19 protein-coding genes and 2 tRNA genes are annotated in these 23,734 nt (G+C 69.7%); 8 read left to right on the forward strand and 13 right to left on the reverse strand.

The genetic code is table 11. The features are described 5' to 3' along the window. The first annotated feature begins 60 nt into the window (after positions 1 to 60). Positions 61 to 846, forward strand: coding sequence for a 3-hydroxybutyrate dehydrogenase (locus DS837_RS23955; RefSeq protein ID WP_149167029.1), 786 nt, complete (start codon positions 61 to 63; stop codon positions 844 to 846). Between the two features lie 47 nt (positions 847 to 893). On the opposite strand, the gene DS837_RS23960 is transcribed toward DS837_RS23955, so the two are convergent. Further along, complete coding sequence (locus DS837_RS23960) at positions 894 to 1,595, reverse strand: glutathione binding-like protein (protein WP_149167030.1); 702 nt, start codon at positions 1,593 to 1,595, stop codon at positions 894 to 896. Positions 1,596 to 1,763: 168 nt separating this feature from the next. Between DS837_RS23960 and DS837_RS32170 the strand changes: the two genes are divergently transcribed. Further along, positions 1,764 to 1,940: a hypothetical protein gene (locus tag DS837_RS32170; protein WP_170295961.1), complete on the forward strand. Its 177-nt coding sequence runs from the start codon at positions 1,764 to 1,766 to the stop codon at positions 1,938 to 1,940. 37 nt (positions 1,941 to 1,977) lie between these two features. On the opposite strand, the gene DS837_RS23965 is transcribed toward DS837_RS32170, so the two are convergent. Further along, the gene (locus DS837_RS23965; protein WP_035683641.1) at positions 1,978 to 2,196 is read right to left on the reverse strand and encodes a hypothetical protein; all 219 of its coding nucleotides are present in this window, start codon (positions 2,194 to 2,196) and stop codon (positions 1,978 to 1,980) included. Between the two features lie 214 nt (positions 2,197 to 2,410). Here DS837_RS23965 and DS837_RS23970 point away from each other — a divergent pair, with 214 nt between their 5' ends. Further along, positions 2,411 to 2,899, forward strand: coding sequence for a response regulator (locus tag DS837_RS23970; protein WP_149167031.1), 489 nt, complete (start codon positions 2,411 to 2,413; stop codon positions 2,897 to 2,899). Positions 2,900 to 2,965: 66 nt separating this feature from the next. Here DS837_RS23970 and DS837_RS32175 read toward each other — a convergent pair whose 3' ends face one another. The 8 genes from DS837_RS32175 to DS837_RS24005 all read right to left on the reverse strand — a co-directional run bounded on the left by DS837_RS32175 (position 2,966) and on the right by DS837_RS24005 (position 16,362). After that, the gene (locus DS837_RS32175; protein ID WP_170295962.1) at positions 2,966 to 3,124 is read right to left on the reverse strand and encodes a hypothetical protein; all 159 of its coding nucleotides are present in this window, start codon (positions 3,122 to 3,124) and stop codon (positions 2,966 to 2,968) included. Between the two features lie 214 nt (positions 3,125 to 3,338). Then, a complete protein-coding gene (locus DS837_RS23975) occupies positions 3,339 to 3,818 on the reverse strand; it encodes a cupin domain-containing protein (RefSeq protein ID WP_247890100.1) in 480 nt (159 codons plus the stop codon). Between the two features lie 5 nt (positions 3,819 to 3,823). Beyond that, positions 3,824 to 6,592: a malto-oligosyltrehalose synthase gene (treY, locus tag DS837_RS23980; RefSeq protein ID WP_149167033.1), complete on the reverse strand. Its 2,769-nt coding sequence runs from the start codon at positions 6,590 to 6,592 to the stop codon at positions 3,824 to 3,826. A 129-nt stretch (positions 6,593 to 6,721) separates the two neighbouring features. Next, positions 6,722 to 12,358, reverse strand: a complete 5,637-nt coding sequence (treZ, locus tag DS837_RS23985) for a malto-oligosyltrehalose trehalohydrolase (RefSeq protein ID WP_149167034.1) — start codon at positions 12,356 to 12,358, stop codon at positions 6,722 to 6,724. An 80-nt stretch (positions 12,359 to 12,438) separates the two neighbouring features. Next, positions 12,439 to 12,753: a hypothetical protein gene (locus DS837_RS23990; protein WP_035677092.1), complete on the reverse strand. Its 315-nt coding sequence runs from the start codon at positions 12,751 to 12,753 to the stop codon at positions 12,439 to 12,441. Positions 12,754 to 12,991: 238 nt separating this feature from the next. Continuing rightward, positions 12,992 to 13,067, reverse strand: a tRNA-Ala gene (locus DS837_RS23995). Between the two features lie 30 nt (positions 13,068 to 13,097). Beyond that, positions 13,098 to 13,184: transfer RNA gene (locus DS837_RS24000), tRNA-Leu, on the reverse strand. A gap of 298 nt (positions 13,185 to 13,482) precedes the next feature. Next, entirely contained in the window at positions 13,483 to 16,362 is a 2,880-nt protein-coding gene (locus DS837_RS24005; protein ID WP_149167035.1) for a hybrid sensor histidine kinase/response regulator, read from the reverse strand. Positions 16,363 to 16,896: 534 nt separating this feature from the next. On the opposite strand from DS837_RS24005, the gene DS837_RS24010 reads away from it, so the two are divergent. Beyond that, the gene (locus DS837_RS24010; RefSeq protein WP_149167036.1) at positions 16,897 to 17,082 is read left to right on the forward strand and encodes a hypothetical protein; all 186 of its coding nucleotides are present in this window, start codon (positions 16,897 to 16,899) and stop codon (positions 17,080 to 17,082) included. A 117-nt stretch (positions 17,083 to 17,199) separates the two neighbouring features. After that, positions 17,200 to 17,682 (forward strand): MarR family winged helix-turn-helix transcriptional regulator, encoded by a 483-nt coding sequence (locus tag DS837_RS32180; protein ID WP_170295963.1) that lies wholly within the window; start codon positions 17,200 to 17,202, stop codon positions 17,680 to 17,682. A gap of 319 nt (positions 17,683 to 18,001) precedes the next feature. Here the strand turns inward: DS837_RS32180 and DS837_RS24020 are convergent, their stop codons facing one another. Beyond that, positions 18,002 to 18,397 carry a hypothetical protein gene (locus tag DS837_RS24020; RefSeq protein ID WP_149167037.1) on the reverse strand — a complete coding sequence of 132 codons (396 nt, stop codon included), beginning with the start codon at positions 18,395 to 18,397 and terminating at the stop codon, positions 18,002 to 18,004. A 120-nt stretch (positions 18,398 to 18,517) separates the two neighbouring features. Further along, entirely contained in the window at positions 18,518 to 20,122 is a 1,605-nt protein-coding gene (locus tag DS837_RS24025; RefSeq protein ID WP_149167038.1) for a L,D-transpeptidase family protein, read from the reverse strand. A gap of 350 nt (positions 20,123 to 20,472) precedes the next feature. Here DS837_RS24025 and DS837_RS24030 point away from each other — a divergent pair, with 350 nt between their 5' ends. Then, complete coding sequence (locus tag DS837_RS24030) at positions 20,473 to 21,609, forward strand: D-alanyl-D-alanine carboxypeptidase family protein (RefSeq protein ID WP_149167039.1); 1,137 nt, start codon at positions 20,473 to 20,475, stop codon at positions 21,607 to 21,609. Between the two features lie 7 nt (positions 21,610 to 21,616). On the opposite strand, the gene DS837_RS24035 is transcribed toward DS837_RS24030, so the two are convergent. Further along, the gene (locus DS837_RS24035) at positions 21,617 to 21,925 is read right to left on the reverse strand and encodes an Rdx family protein (protein WP_149167040.1); all 309 of its coding nucleotides are present in this window, start codon (positions 21,923 to 21,925) and stop codon (positions 21,617 to 21,619) included. A gap of 189 nt (positions 21,926 to 22,114) precedes the next feature. Here DS837_RS24035 and DS837_RS24040 point away from each other — a divergent pair, with 189 nt between their 5' ends. Both DS837_RS24040 and DS837_RS24045 read left to right on the forward strand, forming a co-directional pair. Next, a complete protein-coding gene (locus DS837_RS24040) occupies positions 22,115 to 22,561 on the forward strand; it encodes a hypothetical protein (RefSeq protein WP_149167041.1) in 447 nt (148 codons plus the stop codon). 136 nt (positions 22,562 to 22,697) lie between these two features. After that, on the forward strand, positions 22,698 to 23,732 hold the full coding sequence (locus tag DS837_RS24045; RefSeq protein ID WP_149167042.1) for an ABC transporter substrate-binding protein: 1,035 nt from the start codon (positions 22,698 to 22,700) through the stop codon (positions 23,730 to 23,732). Positions 23,733 to 23,734: the final 2 nt, after the last annotated feature.

Genomic DNA, 23,734 nt, shown 5'->3' on the forward strand with positions numbered 1-23,734 from the left:
CAGCCCTCTCCCCGGGCGGGGGGAGGGCACCCGAACCAACAAGACAACAGAGGATAAGCCATGACCTTGACTCAGAAGGTCGCGGTGGTCACCGGCTCGACCAGCGGGATCGGCTTGGGCATCGCGCGGGCGCTGGCCGGAGCCGGGGCGGACGTGGTGCTGAACGGTTTCGGCGACGCGGCCGCCATCGAGGAGCTGCGCGCCGGTCTGGCGGCGGAGTTCGGCGTGCGCGTCGGCTATCACGGCGCCGACCTGTCGAAGCCGGCGGAGATCGCCGCGCTGATCGGCTATGCGGAGGAGACGTTCGGTTCCGTCGATGTGCTGGTGAACAACGCCGGTATCCAGCACGTCGCCCCGGTGGAGGACTTTCCGGCCGACCGCTGGGACGCGGTGATCGCGCTCAACCTGTCCGCCGTCTTCCACGGCATCCACCACGCCCTGCCGGGCATGAAACGGCGCGGCTGGGGACGCATCCTCAACATCGCCTCCGTGCACGGGCACGTCGCGTCGGTCAACAAATCGGCCTACGTCGCGGCCAAGCACGGCGTGGTCGGGCTGACCAAGACGGTGGCGCTGGAAACGGCGGGCACCGGCGTCACCTGCAACGCCATCTGTCCGGGCTGGGTGCTGACCCCGCTGGTGCAGAAGCAGATCGACGCGATCGCCTCGACCAAGAACATCCCGGAGCCGCAGGCGAAGGCGGAGCTGCTCGGCGCCAAGCAGCCCTCCGGCGCCTTCGTCACGCCGGACGAGCTGGGCGGGCTGGCGGTCTTCCTGTGCTCCGATTCGGCGGCGCAGATGACTGGCGCCAGCCTGCTGATGGACGGCGGCTGGACCGCGCAGTAAGGGCTTTGCTGCCCTCTCCCGCCTCGGGGCGGGAGAGGGGCTCATCATCACTTCTGGACGTTGGCGGCGGTCTGGCCGAAGAGGATCTTCTTGCCCTCGTCGGTGACCGACGGGCGCTTGGCCAGTTCCGCACCCTTCTCATAGGCGCGGACGGTCGCCGGGCGAGCCTGGATCGCTTCGAACCAGCGCTTCAGCTCGGGGAAGTCGGCGAGGTTCTGGCGCTGCCGCTCGTGCGGGACGACCCAGGGGTAGCAGGCCATGTCGGCGATGGTCAGCGCGTCCCCGGCGATGAAGGCGCGGCCGGCCAGACGCTTGTTCAGGACGCCGTAGAGACGGTTGGTTTCCTTCACATAGCGGTCGATGGCGTAGGGGATCTGTTCGGGCGCGTACTGCACGAAATGGTGGTTCTGCCCGGCCATCGGGCCGAGGCCACCCACCTGCCAGAACAGCCACTCCAGAACCGTCTTGCGGCCCCGCAGGTCGGCGGGCAGGAACTTGCCGGTCTTCTCCGCCAGATAAATCAGGATCGCGCCCGATTCGAAGACGGACACCGGCTCCCCACCATCGGCCGGAGCGCGGTCGACGATGGCCGGCATGCGGTTGTTGGGGGACATCGCCAGGAAGTCCGGCTTGAACTGGTCCCCGGCGGAGATGTCCACGGGATGGATTTTGTAATCCAGCCCGGCCTCTTCCAGGAACAGCGTGATCTTGTGCCCGTTGGGGGTCGGCCAATAGTGAAGGTCGATCATGGCGGTCCTTCCGGTTTGTCTCCAGCCCCGAAAAGTGATGGAGCGAGCGGTTTCCGGCAACCCGCGCCGTGCGCGGATCAGCCCTCCGGAAGGGGCAGGCGACGGACGCAACGTCGCGGCCCCCGAAATGTTGAATACGCTGAACCGACAATCAGCATGAGGACCGTCATGAGCGACGACCGGACTCCCGCCACCCAGCCCCAACCCAAGGAAGACCGGATCGACGAGGCCCAGGGGGGCACCGTCAAGCCGGACCAGGGTGGCGAGGCTGAGTTGACCGAGAAGGAGGAGCGCAAGCGCGGCGGCACCAATAAGTCCACGCCGGGGCCGATCTACGACGTGTAAGGCCGGCCCTTGACGACCGGCCTATTATGCCAACCGGTCACGAGACGAGCGCCAGGGTGGGGTCGGGTGGTATCGGCGTGGCGTCTTCCAGCGTCCGGGCCACCTCGTCCAACGGGGCGGCGACCACCAGCGGTTCGGAGCGTCCGGCGAAGGTGATTTCAGTCCGCTCCCCCTCGGTGCCGCGCAGGTAGAGAACGCCCGCGGCATTGATCAGGACCGGTGCCCCGGCGCGGTCGGTGAATTCGATGAACTTCATGCAGAACTCCCACGGAGGTTGCATCACGCTTGGACTGTCTCAAACACGCAAAGAGGGTGGCGGGTTCGCTTCTCCGGATGGCACTGCCCATTCGGTGCCCCGCGGGCTCGTTCCATTGCGCGCAATCAGCCCCTTGATTGATGCACCGCATCGACAAACATGGGCGCTGCGGGCCACGTCGGTCCGTGCCGTCCGCCAACAAGGAACAGATGCCGTGAAGTTGCTCGTCGTCGAAGACGACCCGTTGATCGGGCCCGCCATCAAGGCTGTGATGGAGAATGCCGGATACACGGTCGTCGGCCCTCTGCGCGACGCCGCCAAGGCGACGCGGCTGGGGGTCCGGGAACGGCCGGATCTTGCCCTGGTGGACGTCTATCTGGCCGGAGGTGAGAACGGGCTGACGCTTGCCCGCAAGCTGTGGGAGGAGCACAACATCCCCTCCCTGCTGATCACCGGTTTCGACCACCGCGGCGAGGAGGCGCGCGACTTCGCGGTCGGCCTGCTGCGCAAGCCGGTGATGCCCGACGCGCTGGTCGATGCGGTCGGGGCCGTCGGGGAAATCCTGGCGGGGTTGCGCCCGTCCTCCATCCCCCCGGCGCTGGAACTGTTCGGGCGGCCCGAACGCGTGCCCGCCGCAGTGCCGCAGCCGGCGCCGCAGACCGCACCCCAACCCGTGCAACAGCCCATGCGGCGGCAGGGCTGAAGCCCTGAGGCACCGCCCTGCCATTTTCGCATGCTTTAAACAGTGCCCTTAGACAATGACCGTTGGTCAGCGGTCCGGAGTCTCTTCCGGACCGCCCGATGCCGGGGCTTCCGCCGGCTGCGCGGAGTTCTGCGCAGGGGCCGCGGCGGATTGCCCGTCCTGCGGCTTGGTGTTTTCGGAGCCGTTGCTGGGGTCCAACTCGACCCACTGGCGATGATCGCTCATGACTTGTCTCCCGTCCGTCTGTGGTCGCGTCCCGTGGTGCAGGAATGGTCCGATGAGGCGCCTCTCGTTTCTCGATTGGGGGCTCGGTTCGGGCGCCTGTCCTTTGGAATAACGCGTGGCGAAGGGATTCGATCAATCCCGAGCGAAGAAATCGGGTATTTTGTGAGGCAGCCCTGTCCGGTGACCTTCTTCAGGAGCCCCCACGGGCCGGCTTTCAAAAGCCCTCGCGGGCCAGTGCCGGCTCGCCCCGCCGCAACAGCCGCCGGGCCAGCGACAGAGGGGCGCGCAGCAACTGCCGGGCGGCGGCACGGGGTCCGAGCGGCTTCTCGATCGCGTAGTATTTGCGGATCGTCTCCCGCACCTCCCAGACGCCGGTGAAGCCTCGGGGAATGACGAAGGCGTCACCCTGCCCATGCTCCTGCGGCGCACCGTCCCGGGGGGTGATGACCACCCGCCCGGCCAGAAGCACGCAGAACTCCTCATAGGGCCAGTCGGTCATGGCGATGGTGCCCGGCGTGCATTGCCACACCCCGCAGGCGAACCGCCCCCCGCCACTGTCGTAGAGGTTCAGGAAGCTCTCCTGAGGGGCGCCGGACAGCACGGTCCCGAAGACGGCGGGCTTGCCGGGATCGCTCCCGATCAGCCGCTGGTCGATGGGAACGAGCGCGCGGCGCGGCGGCGGGTTGCGGTCCATGGAACTCACCCCTCCCGCACCAGCAGGGCGACGGGGAAGTCCCGGAACAGGTCGGCGGCGGTCACCGCGTCGGCGGCCTCCAGCGTCCCGTCGGTCAGCGCGTTGCGCCAGCGTTGCCCGCGCGGCAGCGGGACGGAGGTGTCGCCCCAGTCCGGGGTCTCGCCCAGCGCCCCCACCAGACGCGGGGCGGCGACCACGACGGTCTCGTCGCCCAGCCGCCGGGCGAAGGCCACCACATGCTCCGCCCGCTCGCCCGTCGCTTCCAAAGGCAGGTACTCGCCCTTGGCGAAGAGGTCGGGCATGGCCCCCCGCAGGGCCAGGGCGCGCCGGGTCAGCGACAGCTTCACGGCACCGTCCTGCCAGCGGTTCAGCAGGCCGCCGATCGCCGCCCCCTCGACCTCGTCGAGCAGGCGGCGGCGGGCGTCGTAGTCCACCGGGCGCCGGTTGTCGGGATCGACGAGGCTGAAGTTCCACAGCTCGCAGCCCTGGTAGATGTCCGGCACGCCGGGGCTGGTCAGCTTCAGCAGGGTCTGGGTCAGCCCGTTGACCATGCCGATGCGGGCAAGCCGCGCCTGGAAGGGCAGGAAGGCGTCGAAGAAGGCGGTGCTGCGCGACACGTCCAGCGCGTCGTGGACGAAGCTGGTCATGGCGCTTTCGTAGGCCTCGTTGGGCGACGCCCAGGTGGTGTGCACCTTGGCCTCGCGCATCGACTTGGTCATGGCGTCGGTGAGGCGTTCCGCGAACTCCGTCATCGCCTGCGGGTCGAGGCCGGCGGGGTCCGCCCCGGTCAGTTCCGCCGGCCAAGCGCCGACGAGGAGTTGGTAGAACAGATACTCGTCGTTGCGGTCGGGCGGTGCGGTGCCCTCCACGTCGCCGCGGCGGGCGCGCAGCAGGCGGCTCCAGGTCTGGATCTGGCGCTCCCACTCCTCCGGCATCTCCGACAGGGCGTAGAGGCGGGCGCGGGTGTCCTCACCGCGCTTGGTGTCGTGGGTGGTGCTGCCCAGCATGGCGTGCGGCCAGCGGGCGGCGCGCTCGGCGTTGGCGTGGTGGAAGTTGGCGGTGCCGACCCCGAAATGCTCGGGATGCCCGCCCACCTCGTTCAGCGCGGCCAGCCGGTTGTAGCGGTAGAAGGCGGTGTCCTCCAGCCCCTTGGCCATCACCGGGCCGCTGTACTGCTGGAAGCGCATGGCGAAGCGCAGCACCTGCTGGCGGCTGTAGCCGCTGCGCGGCTGGGCCACCAGATCGGTGGTCAGCAGCCTGTGCAGGAAGTCGTAGGCGGAGCCGTCGGTGTTGGGGTCGGCCTTGCGCGCCTGGGTGATCGCCCAGTCGATGCTCCGCCGGTCCAGCTCGCTCACGCCGCGCCAGTCCACATAGGTGCGGTAGACCGGGAAGCGGGCAATGGTCTCCTTCAGCGCCTGATGCAGGATGTTGGCGGTGAAGTCGGCGGTGCGCGGGTTGGCGCGGGCGATGCGCGAGGCCTGCCGGGCCAGCACGTGAAGCTCGCTGGACATCTCACTGTCCATGATGCGGATCTTGCTCGTCCGCACCACCTCGTCGAAGCTCTCGCGCCGCCCGGTGAAGTCGGCGTAGAGGCGGGTGAAGGCCTCCTCCCCCCTAGGGTCGACGAACAGCCCGCCCATCAGGTTGGCGAACTCATAGCCGGTGGTGCCGTCGATCGGCCAGTCCTCGCGCAGCCGTTCGTGGCGGGCCAGGATTTTCTCGACCACCAGATAGAAGGGCCGCTCGGTCGCCTGGGCCAGCCGCTCGCAATAGCCCTTGGGGTCGTAGAGGCCGTCGATGTGGTCGATGCGCAGCCCGTCCAGCGTGCCGTCGTCGACCAGCTTGAAGGCCAGCCGGTGGGCGACGTCGAACAGCTCCCGCTCCTCCATGCGCAGGCCGGCGAGTTCGTTGATGTTGAAGAAGCGGCGGTAGTTGATGTCGTCCGCCGCCACCTTGAAATAGGCGGCGCGCCAGTTCTGGGCGGCGATTAGGTCGGTCAGGCGGCGCCAGCTCTCCGGCTCGCCCTCCTCGCCGCGGAAGCGCTTCAGCCGGCGCTCCACGGCCTCGGCGACGTCGAGCTTCTCGGAGACCAGGGCGGCCAGCTCCGCCTTGAGGGCGTTGGCGCGGCGGATCTGGTGCGGGCGCACCTGGTCGAGATGGCGGAGGGCGTCGCCGATGCGCTCCAGGTCCGGGTGGTCGTCGCCGAGGATCGTGCCGTAATCGGCGGGCCGGATGGGCAGCTTGTGGGTGCCGTAGGCCCAGACGGCGAAGCCACCGACCTCCTTGTCGAAGCGCAGCTCCAGCCCGCCGGATTCCAGCACCGCGCCGAACTGGTCGCCCAGCAGTGGCACCAGCACCTTGCCGTGCAGGTAGCGGCGGTCGGGCTCCCACTCGATGTCGAAATAGCCAGCGTAGGGGCTGTCCGGCCCCCATTCCAGCACGTCCAGCCACCAGCCGTTGTCCGACCCGCCAACACCCATGTGGTTCGGCACGAAGTCGAGGATCTGGCCCAGCCCGTTGCGCTTCAACGCCTCGACCATGGCGTGGAAGGACTCCTCGCTGCCCAGCTCCGGGTTCAGGGCGTTGTGGTCGACGATGTCGTAGCCGTGGGTGCTGCCCGGCCGCGCCTTCATGTAGGGCGAGGCGTAGAGGTGGCTGACCCCCAGCCGCGCCATGTAGTCGGCGATTCCGGCGGTGCGGTCGAAGCCGAACTCGGCGCGCAGCTGCACGCGGTAGGTGGCCAGGGGGATCGGCTTATCGGCGTCCGCCGCCATGGGTTGGTCTCCTGAATCAGGAACGGTGAAAGCCCCTCTCCCGACCCGGGAGAGGGAGGGGCCCGCCGCAGAGCGGCGGGAGGGGGAGGGTGCCGGCGACGGGCAAGGGGCTGTTCATCGGCTGTACCCTCACCCGGCCGCTCCGCGGCCACCCTCTCCCGGGGCGGGAGAGGGACGGGCGGCCACCGCGGCCGGCCGGGCGGCGGCCATGATGGCGGCGATGGCGCCGGCCTGCGGGCAGTCGGCCATGTCCTCCAGCGCGAGGCGCAGCTTGCGGCGCCAGTTGGGGTACTGGTCCACCGTGCCGGGCAGGTTCACCTGCTCCAGCTCGGCGGTCAGGTCGTCCATCTGGACCATGGCGATGGCCGAGCCGGTGCGGGCCAGGAAGGCGTGCACCGCGTGGCCCAACGCCTCGCCGTAGGGGCTGTCGGGGCCGAAGCTGGCGGGCAGCGGCAGGAAGGCGTCGGCCAGGGCCTCCAGCAGGCGGGCGCGTTCGGCCTTGCGGCGGTCGCGCTGGCGCTCCGCCTCGCCCTCCGCCGGGTACAGGCCGCGCTCCTCCTTCAGCGTGATGTCGTGCCCCTCCCACCAGCCGCGCAGCGTGGCGAGATCGTGGCTGCCCACCGTGGCGAGCGCCGTGTAGGGGTAGTCGTCGGAGCCGCGGAACCCGCCGTCCTCGGTCCATTCGAAGAACATCACCCGGTAACTCAGGACACCCGCCTCCGCCATGCGCTCGCGGAATCCCTCGGGCACGGTGCCCAGATCCTCGCCGACGACGAGGCAACGGTTGCGCTGGCTCTCCAGGGCCAGGATTCCGAGGAGGTCGTCCATCGGGTAGGCGACGTAGGCCCCTTCGGAGGGCGGATGCCCCTCCGGTATCCAGTAGACGTGCTGGAGCGCCATGGCGTGGTCGATGCGCAGCGCCCCGGCGTGGCGCATGTTGGCGCGCAGCAGCTCGATGAAGCGGGCGTAGCCACCCTCGCGCAGCGCGTGGGGGTGGAAGGGCGGCAGGCCCCAGTCCTGCCCGGCCGGGTTGAACAGGTCGGGCGGGGCGCCGACATGGGCCTGCGCCACCACCACATGCGGGTCGGCCCAGGTCTCCGCCCCGCCGCTGTCCGCCCCGACCGCGAGGTCGCGGAAGAAGCCGACGGCCATCCCGCGCTCCCGCGCCCGCTCCGCCGCCGCCTGCAACTGGCTGTCGGCCAGCCATTGCAGCCAGACGAAGAAGCCGATGCGCTCCCGCTGCTCCTCGGCGAAGCGGCGGACGGCGGGGGAGGTGGCGTCCCGATACTCTTCCGGCCAGCGGCGCCAGTCGGGCGTGCCGTCCTTGGCGAAACGCTCGCGCAGGGCCTGGAAGGTGCAGAAGCGGTCCAGCCCCTCGCCCAGCTCGGCCCGGAAGGCGGCGAGCGCCCGTCGCCGCTCCGCGCTGCCCTCGGTCTGGAAATGGGCGAACAGCCGTTCCAGGACCGGCAGCTTCAGCGCCGCCACGGCGGCGTAATCGACCAGCGGGGCGGCCCCCGCCGCCTGCACCGCGCCAAGGAAGCTCTCGTCCGCGATCCGATCGCGGGTCTCGGCGCAGCCCATCAGTTCCGGCACCGCCAGCACGTCGATGTAGAGCGGGTTGAGGAACAGCCGGCTCGCCGGGGAATAGGGGCTGGCCTGATCGGGTTGGTCGAGGAACAGGGCGTGCAGCGGGTTCAGCCCGACGATGCCCGCCCCGCGCGCCGCCGCCATCTCCGCGACGTTGACGAGGTCGCCGAAGTCGCCGATCCCCCAATCCCCGGCGCAGCGCAGGGCGTAGAGCTGTACCGACAGGCCCCAGATCCGTTCGCCCATCTGGAGCGGGGCGGGGAGGTGGCAGGTGGCGGGGGCGGCGATGACCGTCGTCTCCAGGCCGGGATGCTCCGCCCGCAGGCCGTCGACGTCCAGCCGCAGCTGGTGGTAGCCGGGCGCCGGAGCCGCGCCAAGGTCGAGGCGCCGCACCTCGAAGTGTTGCCCACCCACGCCCGCCTTGCGGACCAGCGGCAGGTCGCCGAAATCGGCCTCGCCGCTGCGGTCGCCCCCGTCCTCCAGCGTCAGGGTCCAGCGCAGCGTCCCGCTGCCTTCCGGCAGGGTTACGGTGACCGAGAAGGGCGGGCGGTCGATGCGCAGCACCGCCACCGGGGGCAGTGGGCGGGACAGCTCGCGCCGCTCCAGCGCCTCCAGCGCCTTCTCCGGGTCGTCGGCGTCGACCTCCATGGCGGCGAGCAGGGCGCGGATGGTGCCCTCCGACGCCTGCACGGTCTCGCCCGACGCGCCGGTGTAGTGCGTCTCGATCCCCATCCGCTCGCCGAGCCGGTCGAGCGCCGTCGTCTCCTCGATGGTCCACAGGACGGACACCGGCGCCATGGTTCCAGCGTCAAGGCCGTCGCCTTCGGTCCACAGGACACGGCCCACCGTCTCGCCCATGCCCGTCACCGGCGTGTCGGACAGGTTGGCGAGGAGATGCAGGCGGCTGCCGTCGCCCAGCCGCCAGGAGACGCGGATGCCCCGCCCGTCGATCACCTCGTGGCTGGACGCTCCGCCGGGCGCGTTCTCCAGCCGCGGCGCGATCTCCTTGCGGCGCACCGCCAGGATGCGGCGGTACCAGTCCAGCCACTCCCCGTGCTCACCCCGGTCGCGGTCGTCCCAGTCGAGCTTGGCCGACTGGAAGGTTTCCGGCGCGGTCGGGTCGGGGATGCGGTCGCGCACCGCAGGGTCCTGGAATTCGGGGAACTTGGCGAACTCCTCCCGCCGGCCGTTGCGCACGGCCTCGGCCAGCTCGTCGGCGAAGTCGCAGAAGAAGGGGAAGGGGCGATCGGACGCCCATTCCTCGCCCATGAACAGCATCGGGACGCCCGGCCCCAGCAGATAGAGCGAACTCGCCGCCCGCACCGCCTCGGGCCGCGCGAAGCGGGTGATGCGGTCCCCGAAGGCGCGGTTGCCGATCTGGTCGTGATTCTGGATGAAGGTGACGAAGGCGGTCGGCGGCAGATGCGCCGACGGCTCGCCGCGCGCCTCGCCGCCGCGGTAGGAGGAGGCGTGGCCCTGGAAGGCGAAGCCCTCGGCCATGGCGCGGGCCAGCTTCACCGCGTCGCCCGCGTAGTCGGCGTAATAGCCGGCGTCCTCGCCGGACGCCCAGACGTGCAGGCAGTGGTGCAGGTCGTCGTTCCACTGGGCGGTGTGCCAGCGCGGGTCGCCCTCCGGGTGGCGCTCCAGCAGGTGGGCTTCGTTCTCGTCGTTCTCCAGAACGAGATGGACGTGGCGGCGGCAGCGCACGGCGTCCTGCACGCGCTCGGCCAGCTCCTGAAGGAACAGCTTGTCGCTGTCGTCGAGGATGGCGTGGACCGCGTCGAAGCGCAGCCCGTCCATGTGGAACTCCTCGATCCAATAGAGCGCGTTGTGGATGAAGTAGTCGCGCACCGTGGCGTTGCGCGGCCCGTCCACATTGATGGCGTCGCCCCAGGGCGTCTTGTGGCGGTCGGTGAAGAAGGCCTTGGCGTAGGCGTGGAGGTAGTTCCCGTCCGGCCCGAAATGGTTGTAGACGACGTCGAGGAAGACCATCAGCCCCTTGGCGTGGGCGGCGTCGACCAGCGCCTTCAGGTCCTCCGGCCGGCCATAGGCGGCGTCCGGGGCGTAGGGCAGCACCCCGTCATAGCCCCAGTTGCGGGCGCCGGGAAAATCGGCCACCGGCAGCAGCTCGATGGCGGTGACGCCCAGCTCGACGAGGTGGTCGAGCTTGTCGATGGCGGCGCGGAAGGTGCCCTCCTCGGTGAAGGTGCCGACGTGAAGCTCGTACAGCACCGTCTCGTGCCAGGGGCGGCCGGTCCAGGCGGTGTCGGTCCAGCGGAAGACGGTGGGGTCGATCACCTCGCTCGGCCCGTGCACGTCCTCCGGCTGGTGGCGGGAGGCCGGGTCGGGCACGCGCAGCCCGTCCGGCAGCTCGAACTGGTAGCGGCTGCCCGCCTGAGCCTGGGCGGTGGACCATTCGAACCAGCCGTCGGCGCGCCGCACCATGGGCAGCAGGGCCTGGGTGTCCTCCAGCCACAGCGAGACCTGCTCGGTCCCCGGCGCCCACAGGGTGAAGCGGACGGAGCCGTCGGGCTGCACCTGCGCGCCGAAGGGCATGGCGTGGGCCCGCGCCTCGCCAATACGGGTGGCGCCGGGGGCGGCCAGACCGACCGGGCCGGACGCGCGGTCGGCCACCTCCGGCCCGGCGTCGGCGCCCAGGATGCCGATCGCCCCGGCCAGCGGGATGGCCAGCCAGTCCGGCCGGTTCGCCAGCTCGTAGCCGATCTCGTAGAGCGCCTTCTCCAGCAGGAAGAGTTTCAAAAGCTGCGTGGCGGTGGCCGCGTCGGTGGGCCAGCCCGGGCAATCGCCGATGGCCTCGCGGTAGCCGGCGACGAAGGCGGATGCGGCCTCGCCCTCCCACCAGTTCAGCCAGGCGGTGCGGGCGCCGCGCGCCGTCTCGTCCAGGTCGGCGGGCAGGGTGGCCCGCGCCCCGGCGGCGGCGTAGGTGATGGAGCGCAGCATCCCCGCCACGTCGCGCAGGATGCAGTGCTTGGCCCGCCGTTCGGCCAACGGGCGCATCGGCTCGCCCTCGAAATCGACGATGAACAGGTCGTCCTTGCCGGCCAGCACCTGCCCCAGATGATAGTCGCCGTGCACGCGCATGGCGTGGAAGGTGCCGCGCGGCGGCGTCAGCGTCTCGATCTGGCGCATCACCGTCGCCTCGCTGTCAGCCAGCGACGCGGCGTAGGGGGCGAGGTCGGCGTTCAGCCGCGGGGCGGCCTCGCGCAGCTGGCCCAGGACGCGGCGGGCGAGGGTGCGGACGCCGTCCGCCCAACCCGTCAGCATGGCGGGGGTCACCGGCTCCGGCGTGAAGGCGTCGCCGCCGCCGGGGGTGGCGAGGGCCCGATGCATCTCCGCGGTGCGGCGGCCCAGCCGGCGCATGAAGGTCATCAGCGCGACGTCGTCCGCCTTCTCGTCGTCGAAGCGCTTGACGCGCTCCGCCAGGGCGGCGGTGACGTGGCTCCAGGCTTCGCGGGCGTCGGGGACCAACTCCTGCAGGATGCACAGGGTGGCGGCCTCGCCGTCGCCCGTGCGCTCCACCCAGCCGAGCAGGGCGGGGGTGTTGCGGAAGTCGGCGACCTCGGTCAGGAAGCGCCCGACCTCCAATTCCGGGTGGGTGCCGGACTCCAGCTTGCGCAGCCCCTTCAGGATCGCCGAGTCGCCGACGCGGACGGAGGTGTTGGACTGCTCCACTCCGGCCCAGCGCAGCGTCGCGCCGTTGCCCAACGCGTCCTTCACGGCGTCGAGGGCGCGGCTTTGCCCGAAGCGCAGGCCCCCGCTCTCCCCGCCCTTGCGGATGCCGTCGAGCAGGGCGCGAACCACCTCCTCGTCGCCGTAGCCGTCGCGCAGGCTGCCCGTCCAGGGGAGCGCCTCGGGGCCGGCGATGGCGAAGGGATCGGCGGAATCGCTCTTGCCGCCGCGGTCGAGCACCAGGGGAAGCTGGTAGAGCTGCGGCTCGCGCCCCGAGGCCTCCACCCGCAGCAGGCAAAGCTGGGCGGAGCCGGAGGCGAGGGGCAAGGGCAGCGCATCGACGATGCGCACGCGGGGCGTGCCGGCGTCCTTGGCGGCGTACCAGCGCCGTCCGGTCAGGAAGCCGGGAAGCAGTTTGTCCTGAAGCAGGGACAGGGCCTCGCCCTCGATGGGGCCGGAAAAAGCGTTCGATTTGGGCGCTGTCGGCAAGACACGTCTCCCCTGTTGGGCGGCACGGCTCGCACAACAACCGGGGCGGTTCGGTGTTCCTCCCGCCTAACCGTAGGTGGCTAGCCGTCGGACATGCGCGGATGGTGGGGCAGGCGGCCCAGCCGGCCGATCCGTTCGGCCAGTTGCAGCGCCTCGACCACGTCGTCGAGCCGCCCGCACTGCATCAGCGTGTGGGCGTGGGTGTTGAGCGCGGCGACCACCGCGCGTTCGTCGGACACGCCGTCGGCCGGGCGCCCGTCGCGGTCGAGGATGACCGCGCCGAGCGCGGCCAACGCCTCCGCCGACAAATTCACGGCGTCGAGCATCGCCGCGTCGTCCTTCTCCGCGGCGTTCAGCACGGGTTCCAGCACCTCGGCGAGCAACCGGGGATTCATGAAGGCACGCTCCTGACGGCATCTGTGCTTTAGAACACTGAAAATGGCCTGTTGTGCCCCCGCCGCAAGCCGATGTCCCGTCAACTGAACGGGTGGTAGAAGGCGCGATGCATTCAAAAGCGGAGGCGGAGCGCCTATTCCCGAAATGCCCGGTGACGCCTTGTCGGCACCGGCCCGAAAGGGGAAGGGCGCAGAACAGGGAAAAGCCAGCAACCCGTCAAGGTTGCTGGCTTCATGATGGTGGAGCCAAGGAGGATCGAACTCCTGACCTCTACAATGCCATTGTAGCGCTCTCCCAGCTGAGCTATGGCCCCACTATAATATCAGACCAACACAAGAAGTGTTGGTGCGCTTGGAGGGACTCGAACCCCCACGGCCTTTCAGCCACTAGGACCTGAACCTAGCGCGTCTACCAATTCCGCCACAAGCGCATCGTCTGCTCTTTGTCCCGCATCCCTTGGGGCGACGCGGGAGCGCTGATATAGCCGTGCCGCCGTCGGCGCTCAAGCGAAATCTTTCGAGGCCATCATTTTTTCGGGGGAGAGCGTCCGCTCCCTTCGGTGCACTCCGAACACGCCGAACGCTACGACTTCCCCCCTTTCGCGCGGAGCGGGCGCCGTTGCTATCTTCAGCTTGCCCCAAGGGCGTGTGCCTCCCTGTTTTGCACCTCAAGGGCCCGCCGTTCAACCGGACGGCGGGCCGCTTTCTTATCCGGCGGCCGGGAGCCTTCTACAGCGGAAGACGCTCGCCCTCCGCACCGGTCATGCTGTCCGCCATCCGTTTGGACTGCTTCGCCATCGCGCGGTCGAGGACGCGGCGGAGCTGGCGCGGCGTCACCGGCTTGCGAATCACCTCCAGCCCGTGCGCGGCGGCGTCCGTCTCGCATTCCGGACCGGCTTCCCCGGTCAGGATCATGGCGGGCATGTCCCATCCAGCCATGGCGCGGACGCGCACCACCGCCTCCGTTCCGACGCGCCCTTCACGCAGGCGGTAGTCGACCAGCATCACGTCGGGCGTGCGGCCGTCCGCCTCGACCTTCGCCACGGCCTCGTCGGCGGAGCCGGCAATCAGCACCTCGTATCCCCATTCGCGGAACATATCGCGCAGCCCCAGCAGGACGATGGCGTCGTCGTCCACCAGCAGGGCGCGCGGGGCGTCGCGGCCGCCGGTGAAGAGGGAGGCGGTCGGCGGCGGCGGCGGCGGCGCCTCCACGGCGGCCAGAGGGACGGTGATGGCGAAGACGGAGCCGCGGCCCGGCTGGGATTTCACCTCCACGGGATGGTCGAGGATCGCCGACAGGCGTTGCACGATGGCGAGGCCGAGGCCGAGCCCGCGCGCCCGGTCCCGCTCCGGGTTGTTGATCTGGTGGAACTCCGCGAAGATCCGGGTCAGCTGGTCGGGCGGGATGCCGATTCCGGTGTCGCTGACCTCGATCCGCGCCAGACCGCCCGGTGCCGTGTCGTCCAGGGTCCGGACGGCGATCTGCACCGCCCCGCGCTCGGTGTACTTGACGGCGTTCTCCAGCAGATTGCGCACCATGCGGCCCAGCAGCACGCGGTCGCTGCGCACCGTCGCCGTGCGGTCCTGCACGATGCGGAAGGCCAGCTTCTTGCTCTCCAGGATCGGCGCGTAGGAGGCGGCGATCTCATCCAGCAGGCTGTTGAGGGCGAAGGGCTCCACGCGCGGATCGACCGCCCCGGCGTCCAGCCGCGAGACGTCCAGCAGGCTGTCCAGCAGCCCTTTCAGCGTGTCCAGGCCGCGCTCCAGCATGTCCAGGCTGCGCTGCCCCTGCTCGTCGCTGATGAAGCGGTGAAGGATGCCGGTGAACAGGAACATGGACTGCATCGGCTGACGCAGGTCATGGCTGGCCGCCGCGAGGAATTTCGATTTGGCGCGGTTGGCCTCGTCGGCCTCCTCCTTGGCGCGCTGGAGCGCCAGTTCCATCGCCTTGCGCTCGCCGACGTCGCGCAACGTGCAGATCGCCAGCGTCACCCGCCCATCGGGGGCACGAACCGGGGTGGCGCTCACCGACAGGGTCATGGCGGTGCCATCAGGCCGGGTGTAGGGGAAATCCTCCTGCTCCACCGTCTCGCCCTGCCGCAGGGCGCGGGACAGCGGGCAACGCCCATCGCCGAAGCAGGCGCCGCCGTTGCAGGCCCGCGTGCCGTCGCAGCCGCAGCCGGCGACGGGCGGCGGCGGTCCGCCGAGCAGGCGAAGCGCCGTGTCGTTGACCTTGACGATCCGCCCGCTCGGCGCCTCCGCCACCAGCAGCCCCGAGGGCAGATGGTCCAGAATGGCCGTCAGCAGGCTGCGCTCCGCCTCCAGTTGCCGGGTCAGGAGCGTGCGCTCGTCCTCCAGGCGCCGGCGGTCCGTGGCGTCCCGGAAGTAGAGGGCCAGACCCTTGCGCGAGGGAAAGGCACGGACGGCGAACCAGACGCCGCTGCGCAGCCCCTGCGTCTCGAACTCCACCGCTTCGCGGCTCTCCATGGCCTGCTGCAGGGTCCGGCCGGACTCGCCGGCCATCAGTTCCGCGAAGGCTTGGCGTCCGTTCCGGCCGATGGCCTCCCCGGAATCGGGCAGCAGGGTCCGTGCCCGCTCGTTGACGAAGACGATCCGCCAGGACCGGTCGAGTTCGGCCACGGCGTCCGTCGTGCTCTCCAGGACCGACGCCTTGTCGACCACGGTCTCCAGCATCCGTTCGCGCACGCGCAGGAATTGCCGCATGCCCCAGGCGGCGCCCAGGCAGGTCAGCAGGAGCACGCCGCCGAACAGAGCCAGCGAAAAGAGCATGGCGTCCCGGACCGGTTGCATCGCGGCGTCGCGGTCGATCCCGATGGCGATCATCGATTCGCGGGTGCCGGTGTCCAGGGGGGCGGACACCACCATCCGCTCCGTTCCGCCGGTGTCGAAGACGGCCGCCGACCGTGTTCCCCGCGCCGCGTGCATGGCCTGGAGCATGGCTGTGGGCAGGGGATGACCGATGGCGTCGGGCGTCTCCGGGAGGCGGGCCACCGCGTGGCCCTGGCGGTCGGCGATCACAATCTCCATGCCCGGAGGCAGGGGGCGGCTGCCCAAATTCTCTTCGAGCCAGCGGGCGTCGAGAAGCACCGTCACCACGCCGCCCGGCCCGCCGGCCGGCGCTGGGTAGGCCAGCCGGAAGGGCAGGATGGGGCGCCGGTTGGGATCGCGCAGCCCGTACTCCCCCGTCGTCAAGGCGCCGGTGGTCAGCGCGTTCTGGAAGGTGCGGATGCTGCCGAGATTGACGCCCAGCGAAACCGGATCGGTCGCGCACCACACCCGTCCTTCCCGGTCGGCCACCTCAACCGACAGATAGGCGGGATAGCGGGCGCGCAGCCGGTCCATGGTCGGCTGGCAGTCCGGCGCTCCGGCCTGCGGCACGCCGGACTCGACGATGGTCGCCAGCACCTGCCGCGCCTCCGCGGCGATGCGCTGCTGCTCGGCGTCCAACAGGTCGAGAAGGCGCAGGGTGTCGTTCCGCACCTCGTTCTCCCGATCCTGCCGCAAGCTGTGCTGCGTCATGAACTGGAGCGCCGCGAGCGGCACCACGGCCGCCACGAGCAAGAGAAACAGACGCAGATAATGGGGCATCGCCAAGAGAATCTGATGAAGGAGAGCCGCCACCCTTGCGCCCGGACAGGCCGAACCGGCGCAGGCGGCAGCCGGAACAGGGCCGTCGGCGGTGGATGTTCTTCAAACTCCACCAGGTGTTCATGCCACATGGGGGCAGAGATGCAACGACTAACGGGCCGGATAACTCCATTTTGCTTCGGAACCGGGGTGCTCCTCAACGGTGCCGAAGAAGGAAGCCGGCCAGCGCGCAGTGCAAGGTAGTCACGACGGCGCGCAGGGGCGTCGGATCATGACATCACCGTCACCAGAAAGGCGAGCGCGCTCACAACCATCAACGAATCGGACGTGACCATGCGCATCGCCTCTCCCACAGGCATCCCGTTTGGCACGCAGGCCTGAGCGCGATGCGTCTGGACTCCGCCATACGTAACCGCTCCGAGCAAAGCTGGGTCCCATGCGCAACGAAGAATTTTCATGGCGCCTCTCGCATTCGCGTAATATTTCTCTGTTGTAACAGGTGCCCCCACCACCGTCCTTCCGCGTGAGCCGACCATGCCGTGGAGCCGTACCCCCTCCTACCAGGCCATCACCTTGCTGCGCCGGCACAGCCGGGAATGCCGCGGGTTGGAAACCCGTGAGTATCTGGTCGCCGTCGAGCGCCGAATGGTCGAACTCATCGATCTGGAGCGGCGGGAGGCCCAGGACCGGGCGGCGGCGATCCATCAAGCGGCGGAGTGACCCGGGCATTCGTCATATTTCAAAACGGTAACGTAGTAAGCCGCTCCTGAAACACAACCGACACAGATCGGTGTTAAAGGCCAAAGTGTCGTTCATTGACACGAGGCCGTCGCGTTCATGGCTTTCCCGACCGAAATGGCCGGCAACGATGGTGCCGACGGCAGGGAGGGTTGCGACGTCGCCCTTTGCACCGTCCCCGCCGAGTCCATCCACAGCCGCATCCGCCGCGTCCATCAGCGCGCCACGGCGATGCTGAGCGATGCGTTGACCGATTTCAACCTGACGGCGCCGCAATGGGCGGCGCTGGCGGCCCTGCACCAGCATGGGCCGATGTCGCAGATCGAACTGGGCCGCAGCATCGCGATGGACCCCGCCACCATGCAGGGGGTGGTGGTGCGGCTGATCGACCGCGGCTATCTCCTGCGCAGCCCCGACAGCCTGGATCGCCGCCGCAACCTCGTCAGGCTGGCCGACAGCGGGCGCCGGGTGGTGGAGGCGGCCGGACCGGCCATCGCACGGGCGGAGGCCGAATTGACCGGGCGCCTGTCCGCGGACGAACGGCACCGGCTGGCCGATCTGCTGGCCCGCCTGGGTGCGTGAAACCGGGCGTTGCGGCTGAAACGGTGGGTGGGGCCAATGGTCCGGGTTAGCCCAAGTTATGCACATTCACCTGAACGCCGTGCTTGACTCTGCGAATGTTGCTTTTTTGTTTTTCCGGACCCGTTTGGAACCGTCAAAATCCACAAAAGCCGGGCAATTCCGCCATTTCAGCAGTGCCTGAAATTTAGGCAATTTGGTCAGGGCCGTGGATTCACGGCCATGCTCACAGGTTGCCCCCGGATTCGCTCACAGAGTTACCCACAGCTTCTGGGGATATCCCGATATTGCGGATAGAGTTGCCTGCCCGCAGCCCGTTCCGTCAGCCGATCACCCGCCATTGCCCGTCGGGGTCCAGACAGGCGGTTCCGACCAGCGTCGCGGGGCGTCCGCCGACGACGCCGGGCATCTGGAAATCGCGGCAATAGCGTCCGCCGGGGCCGAGATAGGTGGGTGAGGTCCGGGTGGCCAGCGGTGCTGCCGGAACGGGCTGGGGAACCGGTACATAGACCACGGGCGGATAGATTGCGGGCGGATAGATTGCGGGCGGCGGTGGAACATAGACGGGGGGCGGAAAGCCGAAGGCCAGCGGCAGCGAAATGCTGAAGCCGAAGAAATTCCCTCCATGCCAGCCGCCGGCGAACACCGGAGCCGGGATCATCAGAAGGACGGGCAGGAGCAGCGCGCACAGCCGCGCTGAAGCCGGGAAGGGGATCATGGCGCACCTCCGCCGCGGCGCGGGACGGGGCGCCGCCGTAAGAAAGATGGGTACGAAAAAAGGCGCCGTCGAGATGGCGCCTTTTCTACGTTTTCAGAAGCGTGGCCCTGCGCGACGCCGTCACATCGCCGTGCGGACGGCCTCGGCCCCGTTGCGCGTGTCGGCGGCGCGGGCCGGGGTGGTCGTGGAGGAGGACTGGGCGGGCGCCGGGGCCGGCTGCGGGGCGGCGGCCGGGGTCGGGCGGACGGGCTTCGGCTCGACCCGGCGCGGGGCCGAGACGGTTCCCGCGGCGGCGGGGGCTTGGCTGGCCGACGGAGCGGACGAGCTGGTCGGCACGTCGTCGTAGATGCCCGGATGCACCCGCACGGTGCCGTCCGTCTCCACCGTGGAGGTCCAGTAGACGAAGCGGACCGGGACGGCGTTGGGCAGGGAGACCGTCTTGGTCTTGCCGCTGTCGAGCTGCCGCTCGATCGCCGCGGAGTCGAGCTTGGCGGGGCGCAGCAGGGTCTCCGCGACCATCCGTGCATCGGCCAGCCGCACGCAGCCGGAGCTGGCGGCGCGCAGGTCGCGCTCGAACAGCCGCGGATCGTTGGTGCCGTGCAGGAAGATGCCGTCGCCGTTGGTCAGGTTGAAGCGGAAGCGGCCGAGGGCGTTGTCGTCGCCGGGCTTCTGGACGATGCGGATGCGCTCCGGCGTCACCTGCCACCAGTTGATGCTCTCCGGCACCACCTCGACCCCGTCCAGATAGACGACGGCGTCCTTGATGCCGGTGTTGCCCTTCTTGCGCAGCACCGGCAGCTTGTCCTCGACCAGAACGGTCGGCGGCACGGTCCAGGTGGGGTTGATCGTCACGCTGGTGACGCGGTCCTGGAGCAGCGGGGTTTGGCGCGACGGGCGGCCGACCACGGCGCGCATGGTGAAGTTCAGCTTGCCGCGCTCGATGTAGGACACGGTCTGGCTGGGCAGGTTGACCAGGATCACCGTGTCCGGGACCGACGCCTGGAAGGCGCGCATCGACGCCGTGGCGCCGCGCATCAGCTTGGCGGCCTCCTTGGGCGTGCGGTCGAGCGCCTGGCGCGTGACCTCGCCGACCTTGCCGTCCTGCATCAGCCCTTCGGAGAGCTGGAAGGCGCGGACCGCCACCTCCAGAGTGTCGTCGAAGGTCTCCGTCCACTGCTCCTGGTTCAGGAAGCCCAGTTCGATCAGCCGGGTGGACAGGCGGCCGACACGGTCGGCGGTGCGCGCCCGCACCTGGATGGTCAGGGCCGGGGGCGGGGGCAGCACCTCCACCACCGTGCCAGGCGTCGCCGTTCCGCTCAGCGCGTTGCCGGGCGTCGCCGACGGATCGGCCTGCGGGATCGGTTCGGTGGGCGGCGTCACGACGATCGTCGGCACCGCCCCGGCGGCGGGGGCGGTGCCCTCCGGCACGTCGGACGGGCGCATGGGGCCGGGGGCCACCACGTCGACCATGCCGCCGTCGCCCTTCTTCAGGACGGAGCCATAGCCGACGCGCGTTTGCTGCACGCGGGGCATGGCCTCCAGTTCGGTGGCGCGCTGATCGATCCGCGCGATCCAGGTTCCCACGACATCCCGGCCCGTGGAGGAGGTGCCCGTAGCGGTGGACGGCGCGGCCTGCGCGGGCAGGGCGAGCAGCCCGGCGAGGAGGCACGCCGCCACCCTCGCTCCGAGGGCAGGCCGGGCGCAGGTGCGAATGGTCGTCAGCATAATCGAAGCATCCCACGCGGCGATGAACAGACGGCTAACGAAAGGCCCTGTCCATACGTGAGGTCGCACGGACGACACGCGGGAACCAGCGCCCTTTCGGCATAAGACATCTGCCGTCCGCGGCGGCGCGGCACAAGTGACATCGCGCCCGATGAGGCTTCTGTGCCACAATGTGCACAGCGGCGTTGCCGCTGCGACACAGGCAATGGGAGAGGACCGTCCGGCTATTGGTAAATGGCCCCGCTCACGCAGGGACCGCAAAATCACACAAGGCGCCAGAGATTCGACACATTTTTTGTTAACCGCTTTCAGGGTACAGGAGGCGACCATCTCTCCATCCGGTCGCCATCATGCCGCGTTCGCCGTACGGTTTCGTCCTGCCGCTGCTTCTATCCCTGGCCGTCGCCACGCCTGTCGCCTTCGACCCTGCGGACGCCCTCGCCAAGGCGGCCCAGGAGACGGTGCGCAAGCAAGCGCCCAAGCCCACCGCAAAGACGGCCGCTCAGAAGGCCGCGTCCCCGACGACCGCGGCGAAGCCCGCCGCCGTCCGGACCGTGCACAAGGCAGCCGTCCACAAATCGGCCACCCACAAGGCCGCCACCCACAAGGCCGCCGTCCGCAAGGCCGCCGTCCACCGCACGGGCAAGGCGCGCCGCGCGGGCCGCGTCGCCGCCGGGGCCGCCGCCGGCACCGTGGCGGGCGCCGCCGTCTTCCGTCCGGTGCACGCCTACGTGCTGATGGACGCGCAGTCGGGCCGGGTTCTCGATTCGGAGAACGCCGACACGCTGACCTACCCGGCGTCGCTGACCAAGATGATGACCCTGCTCCTGACCTTCGAGGCGCTGGAGCGGGGCACGCTGCGGCTGGACCAGGAACTGCCGGTGTCGCGCCACGCCACCAACCAGAAGCCCTCGCGCCTGAACCTCGCCGTCGGTTCGACCATCCGGGTGGAGGACGCGATCCTCGCCTTGACGGTGAAGTCGGCCAACGACGTCGCCGTCGTGCTGGCGGAGGCCCTGGGCGGCAGCGAGGAGCAGTTCGCCGAGATGATGACGGCCAAGGCGCAGGCGCTGGGCATGACCAGCACCACCTTCCGCAACGCCTCCGGCCTGCCGCACAAGGAGCAGCGCACCACCGCCCGCGACATGGCCCGCCTGTCGCGCGCCGTCGTGGCTCGCCCGGCGCGGGAATACGCCTATTTCTCGCGCACGCGCTTCGACTGGAACGGCACGGTGGTCCCCGGCCACAACCGCCTGCTGGGCCGGGTCGAGGGCTACGACGGCATCAAGACGGGCTTCATCAATCTCAGCGGCTTCAATCTCGCCGGCAGCGCCAGCCGCAACGGCCAGCGTCTGGTCGCCGTCGTGCTGGGCGGCACCACCGCCGCCTCCCGCGACCGCGAGGTCGCCGAACTGCTGGAGCAGGGCTTCGGCGCCGCGCCGCCCAAGCAGACGGTGGCCGTCACCGACGTGAAGGCCGTCCGCTAAACATTTTTCAGGGGTCCGCCGGCCGCTTGCGGTCGGCATGGCCCAGGGGCTTGTCGGGAGCGATGTGGTCGCGCACCCGCTGCTTCAACTCGGTGATGTCGGGGAAGCGGCCCTCCTCCTTGCGCGACCAGACCACAGCCGCGCCGTGCCGCACCTCGAAGATTCCCCCTGTGCCGGGCATCAAGGTGACGCCACCCAGTTCGTCCTCGAAGGTGGTCAGAAGCTCCTGCGCCATCCAGGCGGCGCGCAGCATCCAGCGGCACTGGCGGCAATATTCGATCTGAAGGATGGGCCGGTCTGGGGCTTCGCTGGTCACGGTCCGCGCTCCTGTCGCTTGGGCTGTCGTCCGTAAGGGTGCTGCCGAACGGCCTGTCTTCCAAGCCCTTCGCGCGGCTCCGTTCGAAGAAGGGGCGTTGCGGCCTCCCCACAGAGCGGTATCGCCAAAGACGCTTTGCCTCGTGGCCCTCTCAAGCGCTTTGCTGGAGCCGGAAAAACGAGGTGGGGCATGTCGGTCTACACAGCCAAGCGTTTGTGGAGCGAGGAGACGGGCTGCGGATTCTGTATGCGGTCGGAAACCGGCGCCCTGTGGTGCCGTGGCCTCTGCCGTGACATCTCCCTCGCCGAGCTGGTCCACCGCGTCCACGCGGTCCGTGACAACGCCATGCGGCTGGAGGTGTCCTCCCTGCTGGTGACGAAACCGACGCCGCTGCGCGCCGTGCCCGGCGACGAGGATGCTCCCGCCGCCCGCGCCGCCCAACGCCGCGGCGCGGCGGTGGACAGCATGGTCAGCAGCCTGCACTGCCTGCGCAGGAGCGCCAACGCCGTGGCGCGCTCCGCCGAACGGCTGGAGGCCACCCGCAACGCGCTGGCCGTCGGCAAGGAGGAAACCGCCCCCGTCGACCCTCCCGCCGCGGGGCGTCCCCTTTCCCTGAGCCGCCTCTATCGGGTATGACGCTCAAGACCGTCCGGAACGCCACCGTCACGCGGCTGTCATGGTTCTGGCGTAAACAAGGGCCTTCGTCCGCATACCGGGGCACTCCAATGGGGTTCCGGACCGGCGGAGACGACCAGAGAGGGAAACGGGAGACATGAAGGCCAAGCGCACACACCTCGCCGCGGCGTTCGCCGCCATCGGGACGACCATCGCCGCCGGCGCGCTTCTGCTGGCCTTGCCTGCCCACGCCGCCGCCCAGGCCGCCACCGGCAAGCCGGCCGGCAAGCTGGTGCTCTACACCTCGCAGCTCGAAGCCGACGCGAAACAGACGGTGGACGCCTTCAAGGCCAAGAACCCCGGCGTCGAGGTCGAGTGGGTCCGCAGCGGCACGACCGAGCTGATGAACAAGCTCCGTGCCGAGATCGCCGCGGGCAGCCCGCAGGCCGACCTGCTGCTGATCGCCGACGCGGTGACCATGGAGTCGCTGAAGGCGGAGAAGCGCCTGCTGGCCTACAAGGACGCGCCGGTCCAGGGCTACCGCCCCGGCACCCACGATCCGGACGGCACGTGGTTCGCCACCAAGCTGATCACCACCGGCATCGCCTACAACACGGCGGCGCCGATGAAGCCCTCCTCCTGGCTCGACCTGCTGAAGCCGGAGGCCAAGGGCACCACCGTGATGCCCAGCCCCCTCTATTCCGGCGCCGCGGCCATCCACATGGCCGCCGTGAAGGAACAGCCGGACCTCGGCATGGCCTTCTACGAGAAGCTCCAGGCCAACGGCACCACCGCGGCCAAGGGCAACGGCGGCATCCTGAAGTCGGTGGCCAGCGGCGAGAAGCTGTACGGCGTCATCGTCGATTACCTGCCCATCCGCGAGCAGGCCAAGGGCGCCCCCGTCGCCTTCGTCTTCCCCAAGGAGGGCGTCAGCGCGGTGACCGAGCCGGTCGCCATCCTGAACACCAGCAAGAATCCCGACGCCGCCAAGGCCTTCATCGCCTTCCTGCTGAGCAAGGAGGGGCAGGAACTGGCTTCCCGCCAGGGCTTCCTGCCGGCGCTGCCGGGGGTGGCGCCGCCGGCCGGCTTCCCGGACACCTCCTTCATCTCGCTGATGCCCTATGACCCGGCCAAGGCCCTGAAGGACGACGAGGCCAACAAGAAGGACTTCGCCGACCTGTTCGGCGGATAAGA

This window comes from Azospirillum brasilense, from assembly GCF_008365405.1.
GTDB lineage: Bacteria > Pseudomonadota > Alphaproteobacteria > Azospirillales > Azospirillaceae > Azospirillum > Azospirillum brasilense_D.